General features: G+C 60.2%; 20 protein-coding genes. 6 read left to right on the top strand and 14 right to left on the bottom strand.

The genetic code is table 11. From position 1 onward, the window contains the following. The first annotated feature begins 64 nt into the window (after nt 1-64). The gene (locus ACE3OH_RS01590; protein WP_374347561.1) at nt 65-868 is read left to right on the top strand and encodes a lysophospholipid acyltransferase family protein; all 804 of its coding nucleotides are present in this window, start codon (nt 65-67) and stop codon (nt 866-868) included. On the opposite strand, the gene ACE3OH_RS01595 is transcribed toward ACE3OH_RS01590, so the two are convergent. Continuing rightward, nucleotides 865-1,674 carry a symmetrical bis(5'-nucleosyl)-tetraphosphatase gene (locus tag ACE3OH_RS01595; RefSeq protein WP_374347563.1) on the bottom strand — a complete coding sequence of 270 codons (810 nt, stop codon included), beginning with the start codon at nt 1,672-1,674 and terminating at the stop codon, nt 865-867. The two genes, ACE3OH_RS01590 and ACE3OH_RS01595, sit on opposite strands and share 4 nt — an antisense overlap. 63 nt (nt 1,675-1,737) lie before the next feature. Here ACE3OH_RS01595 and ACE3OH_RS01600 point away from each other — a divergent pair, with 63 nt between their 5' ends. Beyond that, the gene (locus tag ACE3OH_RS01600) at nt 1,738-2,619 is read left to right on the top strand and encodes an HDOD domain-containing protein (RefSeq protein WP_374347565.1); all 882 of its coding nucleotides are present in this window, start codon (nt 1,738-1,740) and stop codon (nt 2,617-2,619) included. Nucleotides 2,620-2,815: 196 nt separating this feature from the next. On the opposite strand, the gene ACE3OH_RS01605 is transcribed toward ACE3OH_RS01600, so the two are convergent. The 3 genes from ACE3OH_RS01605 to ACE3OH_RS01615 form a co-directional block, all read right to left on the bottom strand. Next, on the bottom strand, nt 2,816-3,550 hold the full coding sequence (locus tag ACE3OH_RS01605) for a YkgJ family cysteine cluster protein (RefSeq protein ID WP_374347567.1): 735 nt from the start codon (nt 3,548-3,550) through the stop codon (nt 2,816-2,818). Between the two features lie 164 nt (nt 3,551-3,714). Then, nucleotides 3,715-4,212 carry a GFA family protein gene (locus ACE3OH_RS01610; RefSeq protein ID WP_374347569.1) on the bottom strand — a complete coding sequence of 166 codons (498 nt, stop codon included), beginning with the start codon at nt 4,210-4,212 and terminating at the stop codon, nt 3,715-3,717. 31 nt (nt 4,213-4,243) lie between these two features. Continuing rightward, nucleotides 4,244-5,197 (bottom strand): helix-turn-helix transcriptional regulator, encoded by a 954-nt coding sequence (locus tag ACE3OH_RS01615; RefSeq protein ID WP_374347571.1) that lies wholly within the window; start codon nt 5,195-5,197, stop codon nt 4,244-4,246. 201 nt (nt 5,198-5,398) lie between these two features. Here ACE3OH_RS01615 and ACE3OH_RS01620 point away from each other — a divergent pair, with 201 nt between their 5' ends. From ACE3OH_RS01620 to ACE3OH_RS01635, 4 genes are all read left to right on the top strand, one after another. Beyond that, on the top strand, nt 5,399-6,031 hold the full coding sequence (locus ACE3OH_RS01620; RefSeq protein ID WP_374347573.1) for a LysE family translocator: 633 nt from the start codon (nt 5,399-5,401) through the stop codon (nt 6,029-6,031). Nucleotides 6,032-6,199: 168 nt separating this feature from the next. After that, nucleotides 6,200-6,766 (top strand): TetR/AcrR family transcriptional regulator, encoded by a 567-nt coding sequence (locus ACE3OH_RS01625; RefSeq protein ID WP_374347575.1) that lies wholly within the window; start codon nt 6,200-6,202, stop codon nt 6,764-6,766. Nucleotides 6,767-6,807: 41 nt separating this feature from the next. Next, nucleotides 6,808-7,572 carry an SDR family NAD(P)-dependent oxidoreductase gene (locus ACE3OH_RS01630; RefSeq protein ID WP_374347577.1) on the top strand — a complete coding sequence of 255 codons (765 nt, stop codon included), beginning with the start codon at nt 6,808-6,810 and terminating at the stop codon, nt 7,570-7,572. A gap of 141 nt (nt 7,573-7,713) precedes the next feature. Beyond that, nucleotides 7,714-8,079, top strand: coding sequence for a DUF5329 domain-containing protein (locus ACE3OH_RS01635; protein ID WP_374347579.1), 366 nt, complete (start codon nt 7,714-7,716; stop codon nt 8,077-8,079). A 222-nt stretch (nt 8,080-8,301) separates the two neighbouring features. On the opposite strand, the gene ACE3OH_RS01640 is transcribed toward ACE3OH_RS01635, so the two are convergent. The 10 genes from ACE3OH_RS01640 to ACE3OH_RS01685 all read right to left on the bottom strand — a co-directional run bounded on the left by ACE3OH_RS01640 (nt 8,302) and on the right by ACE3OH_RS01685 (nt 20,099). Next, entirely contained in the window at nt 8,302-8,787 is a 486-nt protein-coding gene (locus ACE3OH_RS01640; RefSeq protein ID WP_374347581.1) for a hypothetical protein, read from the bottom strand. 369 nt (nt 8,788-9,156) lie between these two features. Then, nucleotides 9,157-10,734 (bottom strand): ABC transporter substrate-binding protein, encoded by a 1,578-nt coding sequence (locus ACE3OH_RS01645; RefSeq protein WP_374347583.1) that lies wholly within the window; start codon nt 10,732-10,734, stop codon nt 9,157-9,159. 128 nt (nt 10,735-10,862) lie between these two features. Next, nucleotides 10,863-12,461 (bottom strand): ABC transporter substrate-binding protein, encoded by a 1,599-nt coding sequence (locus ACE3OH_RS01650; protein WP_374347585.1) that lies wholly within the window; start codon nt 12,459-12,461, stop codon nt 10,863-10,865. Between the two features lie 255 nt (nt 12,462-12,716). Further along, nucleotides 12,717-14,306: an ABC transporter substrate-binding protein gene (locus ACE3OH_RS01655; RefSeq protein ID WP_374347587.1), complete on the bottom strand. Its 1,590-nt coding sequence runs from the start codon at nt 14,304-14,306 to the stop codon at nt 12,717-12,719. Between the two features lie 189 nt (nt 14,307-14,495). Continuing rightward, nucleotides 14,496-15,617, bottom strand: a complete 1,122-nt coding sequence (locus tag ACE3OH_RS01660) for a beta-ketoacyl-ACP synthase III (protein WP_374347589.1) — start codon at nt 15,615-15,617, stop codon at nt 14,496-14,498. A 129-nt stretch (nt 15,618-15,746) separates the two neighbouring features. Continuing rightward, nucleotides 15,747-16,241: a Cys-tRNA(Pro) deacylase gene (ybaK, locus tag ACE3OH_RS01665; RefSeq protein WP_374347591.1), complete on the bottom strand. Its 495-nt coding sequence runs from the start codon at nt 16,239-16,241 to the stop codon at nt 15,747-15,749. Between the two features lie 27 nt (nt 16,242-16,268). Further along, nucleotides 16,269-16,982: a substrate-binding periplasmic protein gene (locus ACE3OH_RS01670; protein WP_374347593.1), complete on the bottom strand. Its 714-nt coding sequence runs from the start codon at nt 16,980-16,982 to the stop codon at nt 16,269-16,271. 24 nt (nt 16,983-17,006) lie between these two features. Beyond that, nucleotides 17,007-17,762, bottom strand: coding sequence for a substrate-binding periplasmic protein (locus tag ACE3OH_RS01675; protein ID WP_374347595.1), 756 nt, complete (start codon nt 17,760-17,762; stop codon nt 17,007-17,009). A gap of 15 nt (nt 17,763-17,777) precedes the next feature. Further along, nucleotides 17,778-19,307 (bottom strand): methyl-accepting chemotaxis protein, encoded by a 1,530-nt coding sequence (locus ACE3OH_RS01680; protein ID WP_374347597.1) that lies wholly within the window; start codon nt 19,305-19,307, stop codon nt 17,778-17,780. A gap of 69 nt (nt 19,308-19,376) precedes the next feature. Beyond that, a complete protein-coding gene (locus tag ACE3OH_RS01685; protein WP_374347599.1) occupies nt 19,377-20,099 on the bottom strand; it encodes a substrate-binding periplasmic protein in 723 nt (240 codons plus the stop codon). Between the last annotated feature and the right edge of the window lie 141 nt (nt 20,100-20,240).

Consider the following 20,240-nt stretch of genomic DNA (forward strand, 5'->3'; position numbering starts at 1 on the left):
GCCACACCACGCCGCAATCGCTGACAGGCCGCAGCCGCAGCAGTTACACTGCCGGCCTGTCGCTATGAAGACCCACATCCTTACCCGCATTTGGCGCTGCTGCCGGCTGTTGATCCATATCATGGTCGGCCTGTTCGAAGCCACCTTCCTGTTTCCGTTTCGCTCATCCAGCGGGCGGGTCGCGGCCATCTATCGCTGGTCGCACACCATGTGCCGTATTTTCGCCATGGATATCAGCGTTGCCGGGCCCGTTCCGGAGGCGGGGCAGCGCGGCAATACCCTGGTGGTTGCCAACCACGTATCCTGGCTGGACATCTTTGCCATCAATGCGGTGGCAACGTCGCGCTTTGTCGCCAAATCGGAAGTGCGCGGCTGGCCAGTACTGGGTTGGCTGTGCGCGCGCACCGGCACCTTGTTCGTGACACGCGAGCGGCGTCACGACACCAAGCGCATCAACAAGCAGATCGCCCATGCACTGCATGCCGGCGATTGCATCGCCGTGTTCCCGGAAGGCAGCACCAGCGATGGCAGCGATGTACTGGTATTCAAGGCCTCGCTACTGCAGCCAGCCATCGACGCCGAGGCAGAGGTATTGCCGATCGCCATCCGCTATCTTGATCAACACGGTCAGGCGAGCGATGCGGCCGCCTATATCGGCGAGATGAGCCTGCTCGACTCCATCCGGCGCCTGATTGCCGAGCCTCGACTTACCGTCAGCCTCACCTTTTTGCCGGCCATACACGCGGCGCATCGCCACCGTCGGGAGCTGGCGCAGCAAGCGCAGCAACAGATCGCCGGCGTGGTGCGCGGGGAGTGCGCGCGCAGCAGCGCCCCTTCGGCCCACGCGATCACGGAACAAGCCGGCTAGTCTGCTTCTTGCAACCTCGGCTGCTGTGACGGCTGCTGGAATACCGCGCCATCATCAAGCCGAATGGCGGTCAATGCGCCACCCCATACGCATCCGGTATCGAGCGCGATGACATCCGGGCGCTGCACCAGCCCCAGCGCCGACCAATGCCCGAAAAGCACCCGTTCGCGGCGGGCATGCGCCACATCAAACCAGGCGCGCAATCCGCTCCCACCCTTGCCCTTGCTTTTGTACTCCAGCGCACCATCGTCGGTGAGAAAGCGCATCCGGGTGCAGATATTCACCACCAGGCGCAGGCGCTCGACGCCTGCCAGCGTGTCGCTCCAGCGCGTGGGTTTGTTGCCATACATCTGCATCAGGAATTCGGCATAGTCGGCAGAGGCGAGTACGGCCGATACCTCGCCCGACAAAGCCAGGGCGTCGTCGCTGCTCCAGGTCGGCCACAGGCCGGCGTGCACAAATACATCAGCACCGTCACGGCGCACCAAGGGCTGCCGGCGTAGCCAGGTCAGCAATTCATCGGCATCGGGCGCGGCCAGAACCTCATCCAGGGTGTCCCCCCCTTTGGCCGTACCATGGCCAGCGTGGCGCGCCAGCAAGTGCAGATCATGGTTGCCCAGAACACAATCCACGGCATCACGATGCGCATGCACCCAGCGCAATACCTCGAGCGAGCCGGGGCCGCGATTGACCAGATCGCCCAGCAAGACCAGGCGATCCCGCTCCACCCGGAAGTCGATGCGTTCGAGCAGGCCAATGAATTCCCGGAAACATCCTTGCACATCGCCAATCGCATACCTTGCCATATATCCAGCCTATGATTCAGAAACAGCCAATACACAAATGCAGCAGGGCCGGAGCTTGCCGCCATGATCAACCATCCACTTGCCAGCATAGATGCCTGGCTGCGCTATTTTGCCGCCAGCAGCCTGCCCACCTTGGCATATAGCCAGCAGCAACTCGACACCCTGCGCCAGAACGAAGCGCTGGCCAATCTGCAACAGCTCGCACGCGTAATCAAACACGACGCCTTGCTGGCACTCAAAACCCTGCGCTATCTGCAGAACCATCGCTCCAGCCACCAGCTCAATGATGTCACCACCATAGACCGGGTGATCCTGATGGTGGGCGTGCAGCCCCTGCTTGACGATTTCGCCAACTCGCCCAGTATCGAGGCGCAATCGGCCGAATACCCGGCCGGTATCAGCCTCGCCCGTAGCCTGTTGCAGCGCGCCCACCTGGCCGCCATTTGCGCCGATGCAATCGCAGCGCAGCGTCATGATGTGGACGGCAGCGAGGTGATGACAGCCGCCTTATTGCGCGATATCGCCGAAATCCTTATCGCCTGCTACGCACCGAAGTTGACCTTGAGGGTACGCGCCATGCAGCAGCGCGACCGCAGCATACGCAGCCAGGTGGCCCAGCGGGTGGTATTCGGCTTCCCCTATCTGGACCTGCAACTGGCGCTGATCGAGCAATGGCGGCTACCGCCCATCCTGAAGATGCTGATGGATGAGGGGCACGCCGAACACCCGAGGGTGCGCACCGTATCACATGCGGTCGCCTTTGCGCGACATTGGTCAAACGGCGCCGATGACGCCGCCCTGCCGGATGACTACGCCAATATTGCCGATCTGGTCTCGATCGATCCGGAAGAGGCCGTGCAGCTTTGTGCGGCAGCGGTCAGCAAGGCCGGCAAAGCCGCCAGCTGGTTTGCCGGCCCGGCAACGGAGCCGGCCAGCGGTGCGTGATGGATCAAGTGCGTAAGGAAGCGCCGAACGAATCCAGTGTTCAACTTGAGTAGCAGCACCCGGGGACACCCGGGGCTTAACCGGAAGTGGTTACGTTGTTGATTCCTTGTGGATCCACTCCGCCCCTCCCCCCGCCATCGCGAGGGAACCGCGCTTTTTGCGCGTGAGTGGATTCATTCAGAGCTTCCTTGAACAATCAGGCAATGCAATCTGCATCAAACACGCGACTTCTTGCGATGATCTCCGTTGCAATTTCGGTGTCGGCCTTGTCGGCAAGGTTCGGGCCGAGAAACACCGGATATACCTTGATCGCCATCACGGCGATATCGCTTGGCGCACTCGGCGCCCGCCCACCTGGAAATGCATGGCGCTTGTCGCGCAGGAAACTGGCGGCCGCGCGTATTGCCTCCAAGACGCGTTGATCCGATTCATTGGCGAAGGTGAAACGCCAAGCGCGAATCCGTCTATTGATTTCTGCCTTGTCCGCTTCGGCTTCGATCCCGGCAGCAACAAACACCCTGCAATCGTAATCTCTACAGGTTCGTGGCCGCTGCGCATAAATGGAACAGCCCGCCGGCTTGAGCATGGGGCAAGCGCCATGGCGGTCATAGCCAATCAAGCGGTGCCCCGCAGGCCAACCGGGTGCCGGGCTCAACATGGCCTTGGGCAACACGGAAAGTGCGGCCTTGTCTGTCGGGCGCACATGGATGAAATACGCCGAGCGACAACAGCCACGGCAATCACCACAAGGCACATCCGAGAACGAGCGCCCCTGTAGCGTGGCAATCGCATTGTCGAGCCAGCTGGCAAAATCGCCTGCCTCGATGCCATCGTGCTTATCCATCATTGGCGCCCTGCTCCAGCCTGGTATTTTGAATAGGGTTATGACGTAGCGGCTGCACAGCATGACTGGCGCAGCAGCTACCCGCATAGGCGGCTGCCAGCCGTCCCTGCCAAGCCGACGGTCGTTGCGACCGGGCCGCTCAATCCGGCGCGCATTATCGCTGTGTCAACCGGAACAGCCAAGCAAGGCTCGACGACATGATCCGGCACATTGGGGCCGCTTTTCGTAAAGAGCGCTGCCAGGCGGCATATTCACAGATTTCTGGCGGCGGCATATCTCGCCAAGCTTTCTGCCGGCCAGATCTTGGCTGCATCGTAATAGGCCGAAAAGGTCGGGATGGCCGGGTCCAGCGTCACCCAAGGCTGGCGCGAGCGGCAATAGATATGCGCCTGGGGCGGAAATTGCGCCGGCTGGTCGAGCGTACCGACGCGGATATAGCAGAGCACCGGGGAGCGGCTGCCATGTTCATTCCACATGGCGCCATGGCAGAGCGGGCAGCGGAATACCCAATGCTTGCGGCCGCTATCGGTCGGCACCAGCGCCCGCTCCGGCTGGCCACACAGAATCAATAACGCCTTGCGCTCCAGCACCGCATGATGGGCAAACGGCCCACCAGTCTCGCGCTGACAGCGCGTGCAGTGGCAGCAATGGACAAACAAAGGCTGGCGCTGCATGCGGTAGCGCAAGGCACCACAGGCGCAGCCGCCATCGACTGCTTCGGCTTCAGGAAGGGTTGCAGCAATGCTCATGACGGCGCTCCCGGCAGGTTCAGTATTGATGTCATTGGTCGGCACAGGCCGCCAGCAGGCGTTGCGCCTGACGTCGAATGGCCGTGTGCAGGCCTTCGGGTGAAAGGATGGTGAAATCGCATGGCAATCGAGCCAACTCGCGCGCCACCCAATCGAGGTCATCGGCTTCGATCTGCAATACCGTGCTATCGCCCACGCTGCGCAGTACTCCCAGCCAAGTGGGCACCTGCTGGCGCGCCGCTGGCAAGTCCAGCGCCAGTCTCACTTGGGCCTGATAAAGGCGCGGAATGATCGCGATGGCTTCGCTGATATGGCCAAGCGGATCGAAATCTGCCGGGCGGGCAAAGCTGGCCGGCATTGGTCTGGCCGATACGATGCGGTCAAGCCGGAATACACGCAGCCCCTGGCGCAAATGACAGTAGGCAACCACATACCAGGCTCCGTGCAGATAGGCGAGACCATAGGGGTCGATGGCGCGCTCGCTGGCTTGCCCGTCTGCAGCGCCATAGCGTAGCTGCACGCGCTGCTGGGCACGGGCAGCGGTGCTCAAGGTGGCCAGGATCTGCGGGTCACCGGCGCGACTGGCGCGTGCCAGATCAAGCGTGACCGTCTCGCCGACCGCCCGCACCTGCTTGCGCAGCCCTTCCGGCATCACCCGCTCCAGCTTGGCCAAGGCGCTCGCGCCGGCCGGTGCCGCATCATTAAGGCCAAGCTGGCGCGACGCCACCAGGCCCAGCGCCACCGCCAGCGCTTCTTCATTGCTGAACAGCATCGGTGGCAGCTTGAAGCCATGCATCAAGCGATAGCCGCCATCTCGCCCACGCTCGGCCACCACGGGAATGCCAAGCTGCTCCAGCATCACCACATAGCGGCGCAAGGTGCGCGGGTCCACCTCCAGCCGCCGCGCCAGCTCGCTACCGCTGAGCAGGCCATGGGTCTGCAGCAGTTCCAGCAAGGCCAGCACGCGGGTAGTGGGATTAGGCATGACGCCATGATAGGCCGAATCAGGACAGTCTCCGCCCTATATCAAACGTATTGTCGGCGGCGTTGCGCCAACCGGCGCCCCAGCCCGAAAGTCCACCATGCATCACTTCTCCGCCCTGCTGATTCAAACTGCAAGCCATGCCACACCGGCTGCCTGCCCGGTGCCAATGCGCGGGTCAATCGCCACCACGGAGGCAAGCCAATGAGCTATGCCAGCGAGTTGTGGCTGTATTTTCTGGTGGTAGGCGGTGTAGTCGTGCTGCCCGGCATGGATATGGCCTTTGTCATGGGCAATAGCCTCACCAGCGGCCGCCAGGTGGGTCTCGCCGCCGTGGCCGGCATCGTGATGGGTGGCCTGTGCCATACCATCATCGCTGCTGCCGGCATCAGCGCCCTGTTCAAGCTTTTCCCCGCCGCATTGACTGCCATGCTGCTGGCCGGCGCCGGCTATATCGCCTGGATAGGCACGAGCCTGATCCGTGTCAGCAGCCTGACCGCACCCAGTCTGGCTGGCGGCCAACGCAGCGCTGCGCAGAGCTTTGCCGGCGCCATGGCAACGTGCCTGCTCAACCCCAAGGCGTATTTGTTCATGCTGGCGATCTTTCCGCAGTTCCTGCACGCCGGGCGCGGGCCGATCTGGCTGCAGGCCAGCCTACTGGGGCTGATCACTGCCCTGGTACAGCTGGCGGTGTACGGCACCCTCGCCCTGCTGGCGGCTCGCGCCCAGACGGCTCTGGCAGCGCATCCACGCGCCAATGCAGCCATGGCACGCAGCGTTGGCATGGTACTGTTGCTGGCTGCGGCACTGACTCTTTATCGCGGTCTGGCCGGATAGTTCGCCTCACCGCCATGCCGGTGTTCATGTCTGATACCTGCACGCCCGGCAAGGCGGCGACGCTTCCAGCACAGCTGAGCCACCTTGCCGCATGCAAGCGGGACATGAGACGTAGCGATTTATCGCTACCACTTGCCAACCCTACCTACTGGTAGGCATACTGCGCCCATGGATACCCGCACCGCACTGCTCGATCACGCTACCGAACTGGTTCGCACCCGAGGTTACTCGGGCTTCAGCTATGCCGATCTGGCTGAGCGGGTGGCCATTCGCAAAGCCAGTATCCATCACCACTTTCCCAGCAAGGATGATCTGGGCCTGGCGCTGCTGGAGCGCTATCACGAGCGCTTTGAAGCATCGCTGCTGCAGATTGCGACAGATCATGCGAGCGCGCCGGCGCGGCTGCGCGGTTTTGCGGCGCTGTATCGCGACAGCCTGGTGCACAAGCTCGGCTGCCTGTGCGGCATGCTGGCAGCCGATGTCGATGTGATATCGCCAGAAATGGCCGCCGGCGTCGGCCGCTTTATGCGCATGAACCAGCAGTGGCTGGAGCAGGTGATCATGCAAGGACAGCAACAAGGCAGCCTGCCTGTGCAGATCAGCGCCGCAGCGGTAGCCGGGCTGTTGCTGTCGGTTTGCCAGGGCGGGCTGCTCATCGGGCGTGCCTGGCAAAGCGTGGATGACTTCGATCGCGCAGTGGCAGCGCTGTGGGCTCTGCTCCAGCTGCCTGACTAAATTTTTTTGCACCTCAACCCTACCTACTGGAAGGTATACACATGATGAATTTCTCCACATCCACACTCCTGGTTCTGGGTGGCAGTACCGGCATGGGCAAGGCCAGCGCGCATAAAGTGCTCGAAGGCGGCGGCAAAGCGACTCTGGTCGGGCGCAATGCCCAGGCACTCGATCAAGCGGCAAGCGAGTTGGCAGCCGTCGGCGAGGTGAATACCGTCATTGCCGACTTGGCACAGCCGGCCGATGTGGATCGCCTGATCGCGCAAATTCCCGCCATGAAGGCCGATCTGCTGCTCAACGCTGCCGGCTTATTCCTGCCCAAGACCTTTCTTGAACATACAACCCAGGACTACGACCAGTACCAGCAGCTCAATCGCGCCTTCTTTTTTGCCAGCCAGGCGTTTGCCAAGGCACTGATCGCGCGCAAATCGGGCGGCGCCATCGTCAATATCGGCTCGATGTGGGCCAAGCAGGCGATCAAGGCCACCCCATCTTCGGCCTATTCCATGGCCAAGGCCGGCCTGCATGCCTTGACCCAGCATCTGGCCATGGAATTGGCCGAGCACGGCATCCGCGTCAATGCCGTGTCACCGGCAGTCGTCGCCACGCCGATCTATGAGGGATTTATCGAGAAGGATCAGGTGCATGATGCCTTGCAAGGCTTCAATAGCTTTCACCCGATCGGCCGCATCGGCAGCGCAGACGACGTTGCCAATGCCATCGCCTTTTTGCTGTCAGATAAGGCCGGCTGGGTAACAGGTGCCATCTGGGATGTGGATGGTGGCGTAATGGCGGGGCGCAACTAGGCGCAAGCAGGTGGATGCGGCGCCGCCGCTGCATCCACCGGCGATATCGCCCTCTGGATGCAACTCCCGCAGCAAGGCAGACTCAGACCCTGTCATGCCGCCTGTGCTGCCAACCCATCCGACCATCTGCGAGACCGATTCATGCGCCTACCCGCCTTCCTTCTGCTGATACTTGCAGCCAGCAGGCTCTACGCCGCCACACCTGCCGATGCAAGCCATCATGAAATTGAATTGCTGCTGACGCGCCTTGAAACTTCCGGCTGCCAGTTCAACCGCAACGGCAGTTGGTATCAGGGAGGAGAGGCGAAAAGCCATTTGCTGCGCAAACTGGACTACCTGGACAGCCACGGTGGCGTGCGCAGCACCGAGCAATTTATCGAACAAGCAGCATCTAGCAGCAGTAGCACCGGCAAGCCTTACTGGGTGAAATGCGGCAGCGCCGCACCGATGCAAAGCGGGAAATGGCTGACTGGCGAATTGGCGCATCTTCGTGCCACCAACCCATAGCGGTGCGGCGTCCTTATTCCCTTACCCAAAGGACGCCGCAGCGCTTAGGGAAGCTCTGAACGAATCGAGTTCTCAACCACTACCTCATGTCCCGGGAGACCCGGGACTAAGACGAAAATGGATAGGTCAACGATTTCTCACTGTTTCATTCCACCCCCTCCGCCCCCGCCGCCGCGGGGGAAGCGCGCATTTTGCGCGTTGGGTGATTCGTTCAGAGCTTCCTTAGATGCCCGAGGTCACGATGAGCGGGCGCCCGCCGGCTTGCAAGACCGTGTCACTCACCAGATCGAACGACACATTCACGATGATCAAGGGAATCTTGCCGCCCGATGCGATGTACTCATCGCTATTGGTCCATTGTCGGCTGACGTAGAGGCTGTTCCGGCTGGTTTTGCGCGGATCGAACGCACAGCCGAAAATCGCATTGATCTGCTCGGCCGTCATGCCGGCCTTGATATTGTTCACCTGCGCCAGCGTGAAGTTGCTGTTCAAGCATGCCGCAGTCACCACGGGCACTGCCGGCTTTTGTGTTCCCAGGCTGATGACGTTTCCCACGGTCACCACCACGCCGGAATAAATGGTGGAACCGACCTGCACCGAGTCGATGGTCAAACGATTGGTTGCCGGGTCGTAGGAGTCGGCCATTGCCGTGGCGGACAGCAGGCAAACAGTGGCCAGATGCATAAAACGCTTGTTCAGGTAGTTCATTGCGTGGCTTTCGGTTGGATGACCGCGCCGATACTACACAGGCCGATTGCATCAAACCAATATATTATGCATTCCGCATAAGCATTTGCTAAGAAAGCGCTACGCGACTCCCGTATTCACGCCATCGCATCCAGCCCCGGAAAGACTGATGCTCAGGAGGCAGTGCCTAAACCATGAATATTCCGCTGCCGCACTCCTCGCCAGCGCGCGGCTTCCCCACCAGGGCGAAGGGGGGTAGATCAACAAGGAATCAACAACGTACCCATTCCCGGCCGAGTCCCGGACTTGGCGGGACCCGCTACTCAAGTCGGGCACTCGATTCGGTCAGCGCTTCCCCGTACGAACTCTGGGCGAATGGCGTTTTCAGCCCTATTTCACTCGCACCCGCTCAAAATTATTGGTCATGAAGGGATTGGCCTTATAGCCTTCCACATGCTTTTGCCGGGCAATCATCACCTTCGGTTCGACCAGGCTGATCCAGGCCATCTCATCAAAAAACAGCTGCTGCGCCTGCTCATACAATTTGGTTCGCTCGGCCAGATTGGTGGTGCGTTTTGCGGCATCAATCAGCTTGTCGAAGTCCTTATTGCACCAGCGCGAACGATTCTCGCCGCTTTCGGCTGCGGTGCAGGACAGAATCGGTGACAGGAAGTTATCCGGGTCGCCGTTGTCGCCCGCCCAGCCATACAACACCACATCATGCTCGCCTGCCTTGGTGCGCTTGAGCAGCTCTACCCACTCCAGCACCACGATCTTTGCCTTGACGCCAATGCGCGCCCAGTCGGCCTGGATCATCTCGGCAGTCAGCTTGGGATTGGGATTGGTGCCGCCGCCACTATTGCGCACATACAGGCTCAACTCGAGGCCGTTGGGATAGCCCGCCTCCTGCAGCAGCTTTTTCGCCTTGTCCAGATCCCGCGCTGGCGCGGCAATACGCTTGTTGTAAGCCCACATCGCCATGGGTAAGGGCAGGTGGGCCGGCACGGCCGAGCCTTCGTAGACCGCGCGGGCAATTGCCGGCTTGTCGATCGCCAGCGCCAGCGCCTGGCGTACTCGTTTATCTGAGGTCACCTTGTGCTGGGCATTCACCGCCAGATAGGAGAGCACCAGCGCGCTATTGGACTCCACCACCAGATTCGGGTCGCTGCCGAGCATCGGCAAATCTTGCGGCTTGGGGTAGACCATGAAATTGCATTCGCCGCGCTTGAGCTTTTGCGCGCGCACCGCCGGGTCGGTGGTGATGGCGAATATCAGTTTGTCGCTGGCTGCCTTGCCACGCCAATAGGCGGGATGCGCCTCATAGCGGATTTGCGAGCCGACCTCATAGCGCTTGAATACATATGGGCCGGTGCCAACCGGCTGGGTAGTGATATTGGCGCTACGCCCCTCAGCCAGGAGCTTTTGCGCGTACTCCGCCGACACGATGCTGGAAAAGGCCATGGCCAAGTCAGCCAGGAACGGCGCCTCCTGGTGATTCAGCACAAACTTCACCGTGTAGTCGTCGACCCGCTCCAGCTTCTTGATCAGGCCGGGGAAGCCCATATCCACCGCAAACGGCCAACCTTGCGGACTGGCACCGGCACCGGGATGCTTGCTATCGAGCATGCGGCCGAACGACCACAGCACATCATCGGCATTGAAGTCGCGTGTCGGCTTGAACCATTCCGTCGTATGGAACTTCACGCCACGACGCAGGCTGAAGGTGTATTCCAGCCCGTCCTTGCTGATCTCCCACTTCTCGGCCAGGGCCGGAATCACCTTGGTGCCACCCGGCTCGAACTCGACCAGCCGGTTATAGATGGTCTGCGCCGCCGCATCATTGGTGGTGGCGGCGGTGTACATGGCGTAATCAAAGCCTTGCGGCGCCGCTTCGGAGCAGAACACCAGCGGTTTGGCAGCGGCAGTGGCGGCCAGCATCATGGCCAAGGCAAGCGGGATCAGTTTCATTTGGCGCTCTCAGATCTGAGACAAGTCCTCTGTGCATACAGAAGGATTGGGTGAGCGGGCCAGAACGGCCCCTCACCCTGCCCTCTCCCGGCGGAAGAGGGCCGTTGCTGCATTCGCTGCTTACACGCTTATTTCACCGACACGCCGTAGAAGGACATCAGGCCGAACGGGCTGATCTTGAAGCCGCTGACCTTCTTGTTCATCGGCACATACACCGTCGAGTGGGCGATGGTGGTCCAAGGCATTTCCTTCTTGAACATCTCCTGGGCCTTCATATACATCTCGGTGCGCTGCTTCACATCGGAGGTCTGCTTGGCCTTGACGATCAGGCTGTCGAAGTCCTTGTTGCACCATTGTGCGTAGTTGTTGCCGCCGACCGCATCGCAACCGAGGTTCACGCCCAGCCAGTTATCCGGATCGCCGTTGTCACCGGTCCAACCGACCAGGATGGCGTCGTGCTCGCCCTTTTGCGCGCGCTTGAGGTACTCGCCCCACTCATAAGTCGTGATATTGGCCTTGACGCCGATCTTGGCCCAGTCGGCCTGGATCATTTCGGCCATCAGCTTGCCATTGGGGTTGTAGGGGCGCTGCACTGGCAATGCCCACAGCGTCAGCTCGAAACCATTCGGATAACCGGCTTTGGCCAGCGCTGCCTTGGCAGCTGCCGGATCGTAGTTCTGGTCCTTCAGGTTCTTGTTGTACGACCACTGGGTAGGCGGCATCGGGTTGGTCGCCACCTGACCGGCACCCTGGTAGACGGCATCAATGATCGCCTTCTTGTTGATCGCCTGATCCAGTGCACGACGTACCGCCACATTGTCGGTGTTCTTGTGCTTGGTGTTGTAGGCCAGGAAACCAAGATTGAAGCCGGCCTGGTTCGGCACATTCAGCGACGGCTCTTTCAGGGCCTGGGCCAGGTCAGCCGGCTTGGGGTAGGACATGATGTCGCATTCGCCCGCCTTGAGCTTCTGGTAGCGCACCGAGCCGTCAGCGGAGATCACGAAGATCAGGTTGTCCAGCTTTACATCACCAGCACGCCAGAATTCCTTGTTGCCGGTGTAGCGAATGATCGCGTCCTTCTGATAGCTCTTGAATACAAACGGGCCGGTACCGATAGGCTGGGTATTGAGCTGTTGCGGCTTGCCAGCCTTGAGCAACTGATCGGCATATTCAGCCGACAGGATGGACGCGAACGACATGGCCAAGTCGGCGAGGAAGGCGGCATCGACCTTCTTCAGGGTGAACTTGACCGTGTAAGGATCGAGCTTTTCGATCTTGGCGATATTCTCGTCCATGCCCATATCGGTGAAATAGGGAAACTCGACCGGATCGGCTTTGCGGAACGGGTGATCCTTGCTCAACATGCGCTGGAAGGTGAACAGCACATCGTCGGCATTGAATTCGCGGCTTGGCTTGAAGTACTCGGTGGTATGAAACTTCACACCACGGCGCAGGTGGAAGGTGTAGCTCAGGCCATCGGCGCTGATATCGTATTTCTCGGCCAGACCAGGCTGCACCTTGGTAGCACCGCGCTCGAATTCCACCAGTCGGCTGTACATGGTTTCGGCGGTAGCGTCGAAATCGGTACCTGCGGTGAAGCGACCCGGATCGAAGCCGGCCGGACTGCCCTCCGAACAATACTTGAGGGTGGCGGCGGCATTGGCACCGATAGCACCGGCAGCGAGCGCAGCAGTGAGCGCCATCTGCAACAGGGTCAGTCGCTTCATGGTTTCATCCTTGTCAGAAAAGATAGGGGTGGAGCGGGATACGCTTGGCGCGGAACGGTAACACAGTCGCACGCAGTGGTGGCAGGCCGCTGTAACGGCTTGTTGCGAGGTACTGACAGGCGTTGCGGCGTGGAATGCGGTAGCGCTGCTTGCCATGCCGCGATAGGCGGCGCCCGCAATGCGCAGCAGACCTCGCAAATTGCCAGAACCATGCAAAACGGCGCCCGAGAGCGCCGTTTTGCCATACAGGCGAGCTTATTTGATCGACACGCCGGAGAAGGACATGCGGCCAAACGGACTGATCTTGAAGTCCTGCACCCGCTTGTTCATCGGCACCGCCACCACCGAGTGGGCAATGGTGCTCCACGGCATGGCTTGCTTGAATACTTCCTGCGCCTTCATATACAGGGCGGTACGCTTTTTCGCATCCGTGGTGCGCTTGCCTTCGACAATCAGGTCTTCATATGCCTTATCGCACCACTGCGCATAGTTGCCCGAACCGATGGCGTCACAGCTGAGGATGTTCAGCCAGTTGTCCGGATCACCATTGTCGCCGGTCCAGCCGAACATGCCGGTATCGGCCTCGCCCTTCTTGGCGCGCTTGAGGTACTCGCCCCACTCGTAGCTGGTGATATTGGCCTTCACCCCGATCTTGGCCCAGTCGGCCTGGATCATCTCGGCCATCAGCTTGGCATTGGGGTTGTAGGGGCGCTGCACCGGCATCGCCCACAAACTGATTTCCAAGTCCTTGACTCCGGCCTTGGCCAGCAGGGCGCGCGCCTTATCGACGCTGTAGGCCGCATCCTTGAGCTTGGGGTTGTACGACCACTGTGCCGGCGGCATCGGATTGCTGGCGGCAATGCCGGTACCCTGGTACACCGCTTCCAGGATGGCCGGCTTGTTGATCGCCATATCGAGCGCTTGGCGCACTTCCAGCTTATCGAGCGGCTTTTTGGTGACGTTGTACGCCACATAGCCGACATTGAAGCCAGGGCGCGACTGGATCACGATGGCCGGGTCGGCCTTCAGTGCCACCAGGTCAGCCGGCTTGGGCGGGAAGGCGATATCGCACTCGCCAGCCTTGAGCTTTTGCGCCCGCACCGCGCTATCGGTGGAGATGGTAAAGATCAGGTTATCCAGTTTGACATCGGCCTTGTTCCAATAGTCCTTATTGGCCGAATAACGGATGGTCGCATCCTTGTCGTAGCGCTTGAAGACAAACGGACCGGTGCCGATCGGTGCGCTGGCGATCTGCGCCGGCTTGCCGGATTTGAGCAGCAAGTCAGCATATTCGGCCGAATGGATCGAGGCAAAGCCCATGGCCAGATCGGCCAGGAAGGAGGCATCGACATTCTTCAGGGTAAAGCGCACCGTCTGCGGATTGACCGCCTCCACCTTGGCCAGATTGGCCGCCATGCCCATGCTGTTGAAGAAGGGAAACTCGCTCGGATAGGCCTTGCGGTAAGGGTGTTCCTTGTCGTCCATGCGGCTGAAGGTAAACACCACATCGTCGGCATTGAAATCACGGCTGGGCTTGAAGCTCTCATTGCTATGAAACTTCACTCCACGGCGCAGATGGAAGGTGTAAATCAGGCCATCCGGGCTGATTTCCCACTTTTCAGCCAGCGCCGGCAACACTGCCGTGCCCCCTCGCTCGAATTCCACCAGGCGATTGAACACCGGCCAGATCGCATCGAAATCGGTACCGGCATTGAGCTGGTTCGGATCAAAGCCGGATGGACTGCCTTCGGAGCAGTATTTGAGCGTCCCAGCGGCAGCGGCCGGCAGAGCAAGGCTGGCCAGGGAGGCGGCCAGCAGCAGTGAAAACAGCGCGGTATGGCGCATAGCGTTGATTCCCATGATGAGCCCGGCACGGGCAATGGCGCGCATTGTGGCGGGCCGAGGCAGACATGGGAAGCACTGCACCGAAGCGGAGCCGACAGCGTTGCGCAAGGGCACGACACCGGACCCGAAAACCAGCAGGGCGGCCCATGGCCGCCCTGCTCTCTGCATATCCGGGCTCGCGAACCCTGTTCAGAGCTTGCGCAACACCACGCTACCGACCGAATAGCCAGCACCGAAGCTGGAAATCACCCCGATATCACCTGCCGCCAGATCGTCTGCATGCAGATGAAACGCGATGATGGAGCCGGCGCTAGAGGTATTGGCGTATTGATCGAGAATCACCGGCGCCTCTTGCGGCGTCGGGTCGCGATCCAGCAGACGGCGGGCAATCAGCTGGTTCATGCTCAGATTGGCCTGATGCAGCCAGAAGCGCTTGACGCCGGCCGGCGCCAGTTCCAGCGCTGCGAGATGGCCGGCAATATGCTCGGCCACCATCGGGCAGACTTCCTTGAATACCTTGCGGCCTTCCTGCACAAACAGCTTGTCGCGCAGATCGCCCCACTTGTCTTCACAGCGGTTCAAAAAGCCGGCGTTATTGCGGATATTGTTGGAAAACTGCGTCGCCAATCGCGTACCGAGCACCTCGAAACGATGGTTGGAAACCGCCAGATCGCTGCGCTCCACCACTACTGCAGTCGCCACATCGCCGAAGATGAAATGGCAATCGCGATCACGCCACTCCAGATGGGCCGAGCAGATTTCCGGATTCACCATCAGCACAGCACGGGCGCTGCCGCTACGCACCGCATTGGCCGCCTGCTCGATGCCAAAGGTAGCACTGGAGCAGGCCACATTCATATCGAATGCCCAGCCGCCTATTCCCAAGGCGTTCTGCACCTCGATCGCCATCGCCGGATAGGCACGCTGCATATTGCTGGCGGCGCAAATCACCCCGTCGATGTCGGCCGGCTGGCGGCCCGAGCGCTCCAGTGCCATTTTGGCGGCGGCCACCGCCATTTCGGCCATCACGGATAACTGCTCATTGTCGCGCGGCGCCAGGCGTGGATACATGCGCTCCGGGTCCAGCACGCCGTCGCGATCCAGCACGAAGCGCTGCTTGATGCCGGACGCTTTTTCGATGAATTCGACCGAGCTTTCCGCCAGCGCCGCCATTGCGCCACTGGCAATCTCGGCGGCATGGCGCTCATTATGGCGGCGCACATATTCATTGAAACTGGCCACCAGCGCTTCATTGCTGATGGATGCAGACGGCGTGAACAGGCCGGTGCCGGAAATGACGGCTGTGTGCATGAGGCTAAATCCCTGATCTGATGCATAAAGCCCCAACCGAGCAAGCGTTCGGTGGGCAAGACGACCGATGATAGCAGATCAGCCGCGCTACCCGTCCGCGCTGCGCTGCTTGATCAACCGCGCAGCCAATCAGGCCTCGTGCGGATTGGCCACGTCGACAAGCTGCGGCTGCAACACCGGCAGCAAGGCGGAAGGAGACAGTCCGACCAGAAAACCGCGTTTGCCGCCGTTGAGATACATGCGTTCCAGCGCCAGGATGGATTTTTCCATGAATACCGGCATGACTTTCTTGGTACCCAGCGGCGAGGTACCGCCAACCAGGTAGCCGGTATGCTTGTTGGCAACCTCCGGTGTGCACGGCTCGATGTGCTTGCGTCCGGCCTGCCTGGCCAGATTGCGGGTGGACACTTCGCAGTCACCATGCATCAGCACGATCAGCGGCTTTTTCGCCTCGTCTTCCAGCACCAGCGTCTTGATGACGGCATGCTCGGGCACACCGAGCTGGCGGCTGGACTCTGCCGTTCCTCCGCGCTCGACATAGTCGTAAAGATGTTCGGTGTAGGCAATCTTGTGCTGGCGCAGTACGCGGATGGCTGCAGTGACGGGGGCTTTTTCCTGGCTCATCGTGCCGATTTTAAACAGCTAGCGGCACTATCGGTAGCGCGCCGCAATGGCCGCCGCGGTGCCGTCGTCCAACACACTGTGTATGGCGGTATTGAGGCGCCGGTACACATCAGGGTCGATGGCAAGATTGCAAGCCAGCCACATCTGCGTGTCCTTCGGATCGCCGGCGGCAAACACCTGCTTGATCCGGCTGGACAGGCCCAGCCGACTGGCGCGGTAGGCGCCACTGATCGAACCGGCCACCCACAGGTCGATGCGGTTCGACATCAACTTGGGCAGGTTGTTGGCATCGGCCGGCGCGCGATCCAAGGTTACCCCTTGCCGCTCGACATAATCGCCATAAGCGTCGCCCAAGTAGCTGCCCACCTGGTATTTGCGCGCCTCGGCCATGCTGCCGAGCTTGTGCGGCCAGTCAGCCCTGGCAAACAAGGCAATCTTGTCGTCCACCAATGGGCCGATCCACACATAGTTCGGCTCACGTTCTGCCGTTCTTACCGCCGAATACATGCAGGTATCGGCTTGGCTACGGGTCTGCATCTGCGCCCGCGCCCAAGGCAGAAGCTGGAATTGTCCGTCGATGGCCGCCCGCTTCAATCCCTCGCGCACAATATGGCTGGCAATACCACCCACTTCGTTTTGCTCAAGCATATTGAAGGGCGGGTAGTCCTCGGTCAGCAGGGTCAGGCCCCAAGTTGCCACCGGGAACGCCCAGCTCAGGCAAGCCACCAGAAGCTGGCGCATTTATCCTCCCGCCCAGGCCAGGCTTCAGTTTCCGAGATGCTTGGCCATGATGGCCGCAACATCGATCTTATGCACCCCTTGGGCAAAGATTGCGGCGACCCGCTTGCCCTCGGCATCCTTTTTGAAGCAGATGAACAGCTTTTTATCCTCCAGCAGCTTGCCATTCATGGCCAGCTTGCCGGCAAACGGCTTCAAATCAGCCTCGGTCTTCATCAGGTAATTGAACACATTGCCATCAACAACCGCAGCATCGATACGCCCACCGGCGAGTTTTTGCAGATTCTTCGCGTCATCAAGCGCCACATCGACCTTTTGCTGCTTGGCAGCGACCCGGGCGTCGAACTCGGCCGTGTTGACATAATCCTGTACGACGCCGATCTTTTTGTTGGCCAAGTCAGCAATGGCATTCCAGCTCAGCGGCGCATCCAGCCTTTGCGCCAAGCCAAGCGGACCATTGCCCATCGGCTCGGACAGGGTGAAATCCTTGCGTACTTCAGGTGAGTCATATTCAGGGAAATATCCTGCATAGGCCGGGTCACTCTTGCCAAGCTGCACCGCGCGGGTCCACGGGTAGAATTCCACCTTCAATTCATATCCCATCGCCTTGAACGCCGCCTTGGCCACCGCCACGCAGGCGCCTTGGTCCGCCAGCTTCGCGCCGGTGTAGGGAGGCCATTCGAGCGAGGCCAGTTTGATCACCTTGTCTTCCGCCCGCCCCGACAGCGCCGCCAGAAAAAACAGTGAGGCGAGCAATGCACGATTGAATGCCTTCATCATCATTTCCTTTGCTCCGGTTCACACTTTGAACTGTTCCACCGTCACCTGAAGCTGCACCGCCAGTCTCGCCACTTCTTCCGAAGCAATCTGGGTCTGGCGTGCGCCCTGCGCCGCTTCGCTGACCACCGTCTGGATTTCGCGAATGCTGCCGGTCACGCCTTTTACCGCCTCATCCTGCCGGCTGGATGATTCAGCAATATCTTCATTGATTTGGGCGATCTTGCGAGCCGACTCTGCCAGGTGCTCGATAGCGCTGCCGGCTTCGCGGGCACGCTTGAGGCCCAGCTCGGCCTTGTCGCGGCTATTGCTCATCACCGCCACCGCCTGTTGCGTGCCATCGCGCAGCTCGGTAATCGCCCGCTGGATCTCGGTGGTCGAGTCGTGAGTGCGGTTGGCAAGGGTGCGAACCTCGTCAGCCACCACGGCAAACCCGCGCCCCGCCTCACCGGCGCGCGCGGCTTCAATGGCGGCATTGAGTGCCAGCAAATTGGTTTGTTTGGCAATATCGTTGATTACGGTAAGAACCGAACCGATCTTTTCGCTATTGCGTGCCAACTCGGTGATCACCTGGGCTGCATTATCAACTTCCTTGGAGGCCTCGCCGATGGTGGCGATCGCATCATTGACAACCGACTGGCCCTTTTCCGCCTCGATATCGGCGTAATTGGCAGCATCGGATGCCTTGCTGGTATTCACCGTAATATCGTGCACCTGATGGCTCAATTCGCTGGCGGCCTGCACCACCGATTCACTCTGCTGCTGCTGCAATTCGATACCGGCGCTGCTGCTTTCCATGATGCGGCTGGTCTGCTCGGCAGCTGCCGCCAGCTGCGGCGCCACATCGGCCACTTGCTTCATCACCCCTTGCAGGCGAGCAACAAAGGTATTGAAGGATTCCGACACGTCGGCAAACTCATCCTTGCCACGTATGGTCAAACGTCGGGTCAGATCCGCCTCGCCTGAGGCGATCTCCTTCAATGCCGTATTCAGGTTCTTCAGTGGCCGCAGCACGATGGCGGTAAGGCTGAATGACAGCGCCACCATCAAGGTGATATCAACGGCCAGGATTTGCACGATCAGGGTCACCACATTTTCACGCAAGGCTGCATCGATCGAGTCATGGGCAATGTAGATGGTGGCGGTGGCCACTTTCTTCTTGGTGCCATTGTCGTCGAACTGCAGCTCCACTTCGCGCGCCACACCGGCGATCTTGCTGCCGGCTTCAGCATTATGCGTCTTGCCATCTGCACTACGCTGCCGCCCGGCGAGGAAATCCTTGCCGTTATTGAGAACGATGCCGTTGAAGGTACGCGATACCATTTCTGCTTCCAGCACCTGGCCAATCTGGGTTTTGTCGAAGTTCCAGATGGCAGCCGGCAGACTCAAGCCCAGTCGGGCCGCCAAGGCAGTAGCGTCTTCATTCAGCTTTTGCTCCAGCCTTTTTTGCGTAGCGAGATAGTTGTACGTGCCAAGAATCGCCAGCACCACAGTAATGATGACTACGAACAGCACATTCAGGCGTCCGCTGATGCTTTGGGTGAATTTCATCGACGTCCCCAGTCAACTCTCGATGTTGTCAAGACGGGGCCCGCCATGCACGGGCCCGGATTCGACGCCTTATTGGTATTTCTTGCCGATCTTGTCAGCGGTGCCATCCTTGCGAATCGCCTCGACCGCATCGTTGAGCTTTTTCACCACATCGTCAGACACGCCGGGGTTGCACGCGAGGTACATCTGACTGTCCTTCGGGTCACCCAGGCTCAGCACCGGCTTGATCTTGAGCCCCGCGCCCTCATGAGCCGCCTTGTAAGGACCACTCTTGGCACCGGCTACCCATAAGTCGATACGGCCTGATGACAGCTTGGGCAGGTTTTGCACGTCATTGCTAACCCGCTCGAGCTTGATGCCCTGCTTCTCGGCGAAATCACCATAGGCATCGCCGTTGTAGGCTCCAACTTTATATTTCTTCGCATCGGCGGCGCTGGACAAGCTGATGGTGCTGTCGGCCTTGGCAAACAGGGTGATCTGGTCGCCTGTAAGCGGCCCCACCCACTTGAACAGCTTTTCCCGCTCGGCATTGCGCACGGCAGAATAAACACAGGTATCGCCTTGTTTCTTCGCCATATCCAGGGCGCGCTCCCAAGGAAGCAACTCGATGTTGGCGCTCACGCCCGCGCGCTTGAGCGCTTCCTGGACGATCTCGCTGGAAATGCCGGTCACCTTGCCGTCGCTGCCCTTGGTATTGAAGGGCGGATAGTCCTCGGTGGTAAAGGTCATCGCCGACGCCGCCGAACCAAGCATGACAGCAAAAAGCAGGGGGAAAGCAGTGATGTGTTTCATGACGGCATCCTCACGCGGGCGCAACTGGTTTAGGGAGCAGACACATGCAGGGCGTGCAGCAAAGTTTACAATCGTCCAACTGACGAATTGACCTTAGTCCATGGTCGTTGCAGGCGCCAGCAAGATCAACGCCATGGCCTC

Source organism: Chitinimonas sp. (genome assembly GCF_041904975.1).
GTDB lineage: Bacteria > Pseudomonadota > Gammaproteobacteria > Burkholderiales > Chitinimonadaceae > Chitinimonas.

What these genes read in the sequence shown, in the direction of transcription:
- ACE3OH_RS01590 (WP_374347561.1), top strand. Translation starts at nt 65, where the DNA reads ATGAAGACCCACATCCTTACCCGCATTTGGCGCTGCTGCCGGCTGTTG.
- ACE3OH_RS01595 (WP_374347563.1), bottom strand. Translation starts at nt 1,674, where the DNA reads ATGGCAAGGTATGCGATTGGCGATGTGCAAGGATGTTTCCGGGAATTC.
- ACE3OH_RS01600 (WP_374347565.1), top strand. Translation starts at nt 1,738, where the DNA reads ATGATCAACCATCCACTTGCCAGCATAGATGCCTGGCTGCGCTATTTT.
- ACE3OH_RS01605 (WP_374347567.1), bottom strand. Translation starts at nt 3,550, where the DNA reads ATGCGGGTAGCTGCTGCGCCAGTCATGCTGTGCAGCCGCTACGTCATA.
- ACE3OH_RS01610 (WP_374347569.1), bottom strand. Translation starts at nt 4,212, where the DNA reads ATGAGCATTGCTGCAACCCTTCCTGAAGCCGAAGCAGTCGATGGCGGC.
- ACE3OH_RS01615 (WP_374347571.1), bottom strand. Translation starts at nt 5,197, where the DNA reads ATGCCTAATCCCACTACCCGCGTGCTGGCCTTGCTGGAACTGCTGCAG.
- ACE3OH_RS01620 (WP_374347573.1), top strand. Translation starts at nt 5,399, where the DNA reads ATGAGCTATGCCAGCGAGTTGTGGCTGTATTTTCTGGTGGTAGGCGGT.
- ACE3OH_RS01625 (WP_374347575.1), top strand. Translation starts at nt 6,200, where the DNA reads ATGGATACCCGCACCGCACTGCTCGATCACGCTACCGAACTGGTTCGC.
- ACE3OH_RS01630 (WP_374347577.1), top strand. Translation starts at nt 6,808, where the DNA reads ATGATGAATTTCTCCACATCCACACTCCTGGTTCTGGGTGGCAGTACC.
- ACE3OH_RS01635 (WP_374347579.1), top strand. Translation starts at nt 7,714, where the DNA reads ATGCGCCTACCCGCCTTCCTTCTGCTGATACTTGCAGCCAGCAGGCTC.
- ACE3OH_RS01640 (WP_374347581.1), bottom strand. Translation starts at nt 8,787, where the DNA reads ATGAACTACCTGAACAAGCGTTTTATGCATCTGGCCACTGTTTGCCTG.
- ACE3OH_RS01645 (WP_374347583.1), bottom strand. Translation starts at nt 10,734, where the DNA reads ATGAAACTGATCCCGCTTGCCTTGGCCATGATGCTGGCCGCCACTGCC.
- ACE3OH_RS01650 (WP_374347585.1), bottom strand. Translation starts at nt 12,461, where the DNA reads ATGAAGCGACTGACCCTGTTGCAGATGGCGCTCACTGCTGCGCTCGCT.
- ACE3OH_RS01655 (WP_374347587.1), bottom strand. Translation starts at nt 14,306, where the DNA reads ATGCGCCATACCGCGCTGTTTTCACTGCTGCTGGCCGCCTCCCTGGCC.
- ACE3OH_RS01660 (WP_374347589.1), bottom strand. Translation starts at nt 15,617, where the DNA reads ATGCACACAGCCGTCATTTCCGGCACCGGCCTGTTCACGCCGTCTGCA.
- ybaK (WP_374347591.1), bottom strand. Translation starts at nt 16,241, where the DNA reads ATGAGCCAGGAAAAAGCCCCCGTCACTGCAGCCATCCGCGTACTGCGC.
- ACE3OH_RS01670 (WP_374347593.1), bottom strand. Translation starts at nt 16,982, where the DNA reads ATGCGCCAGCTTCTGGTGGCTTGCCTGAGCTGGGCGTTCCCGGTGGCA.
- ACE3OH_RS01675 (WP_374347595.1), bottom strand. Translation starts at nt 17,762, where the DNA reads ATGATGATGAAGGCATTCAATCGTGCATTGCTCGCCTCACTGTTTTTT.
- ACE3OH_RS01680 (WP_374347597.1), bottom strand. Translation starts at nt 19,307, where the DNA reads ATGAAATTCACCCAAAGCATCAGCGGACGCCTGAATGTGCTGTTCGTA.
- ACE3OH_RS01685 (WP_374347599.1), bottom strand. Translation starts at nt 20,099, where the DNA reads ATGAAACACATCACTGCTTTCCCCCTGCTTTTTGCTGTCATGCTTGGT.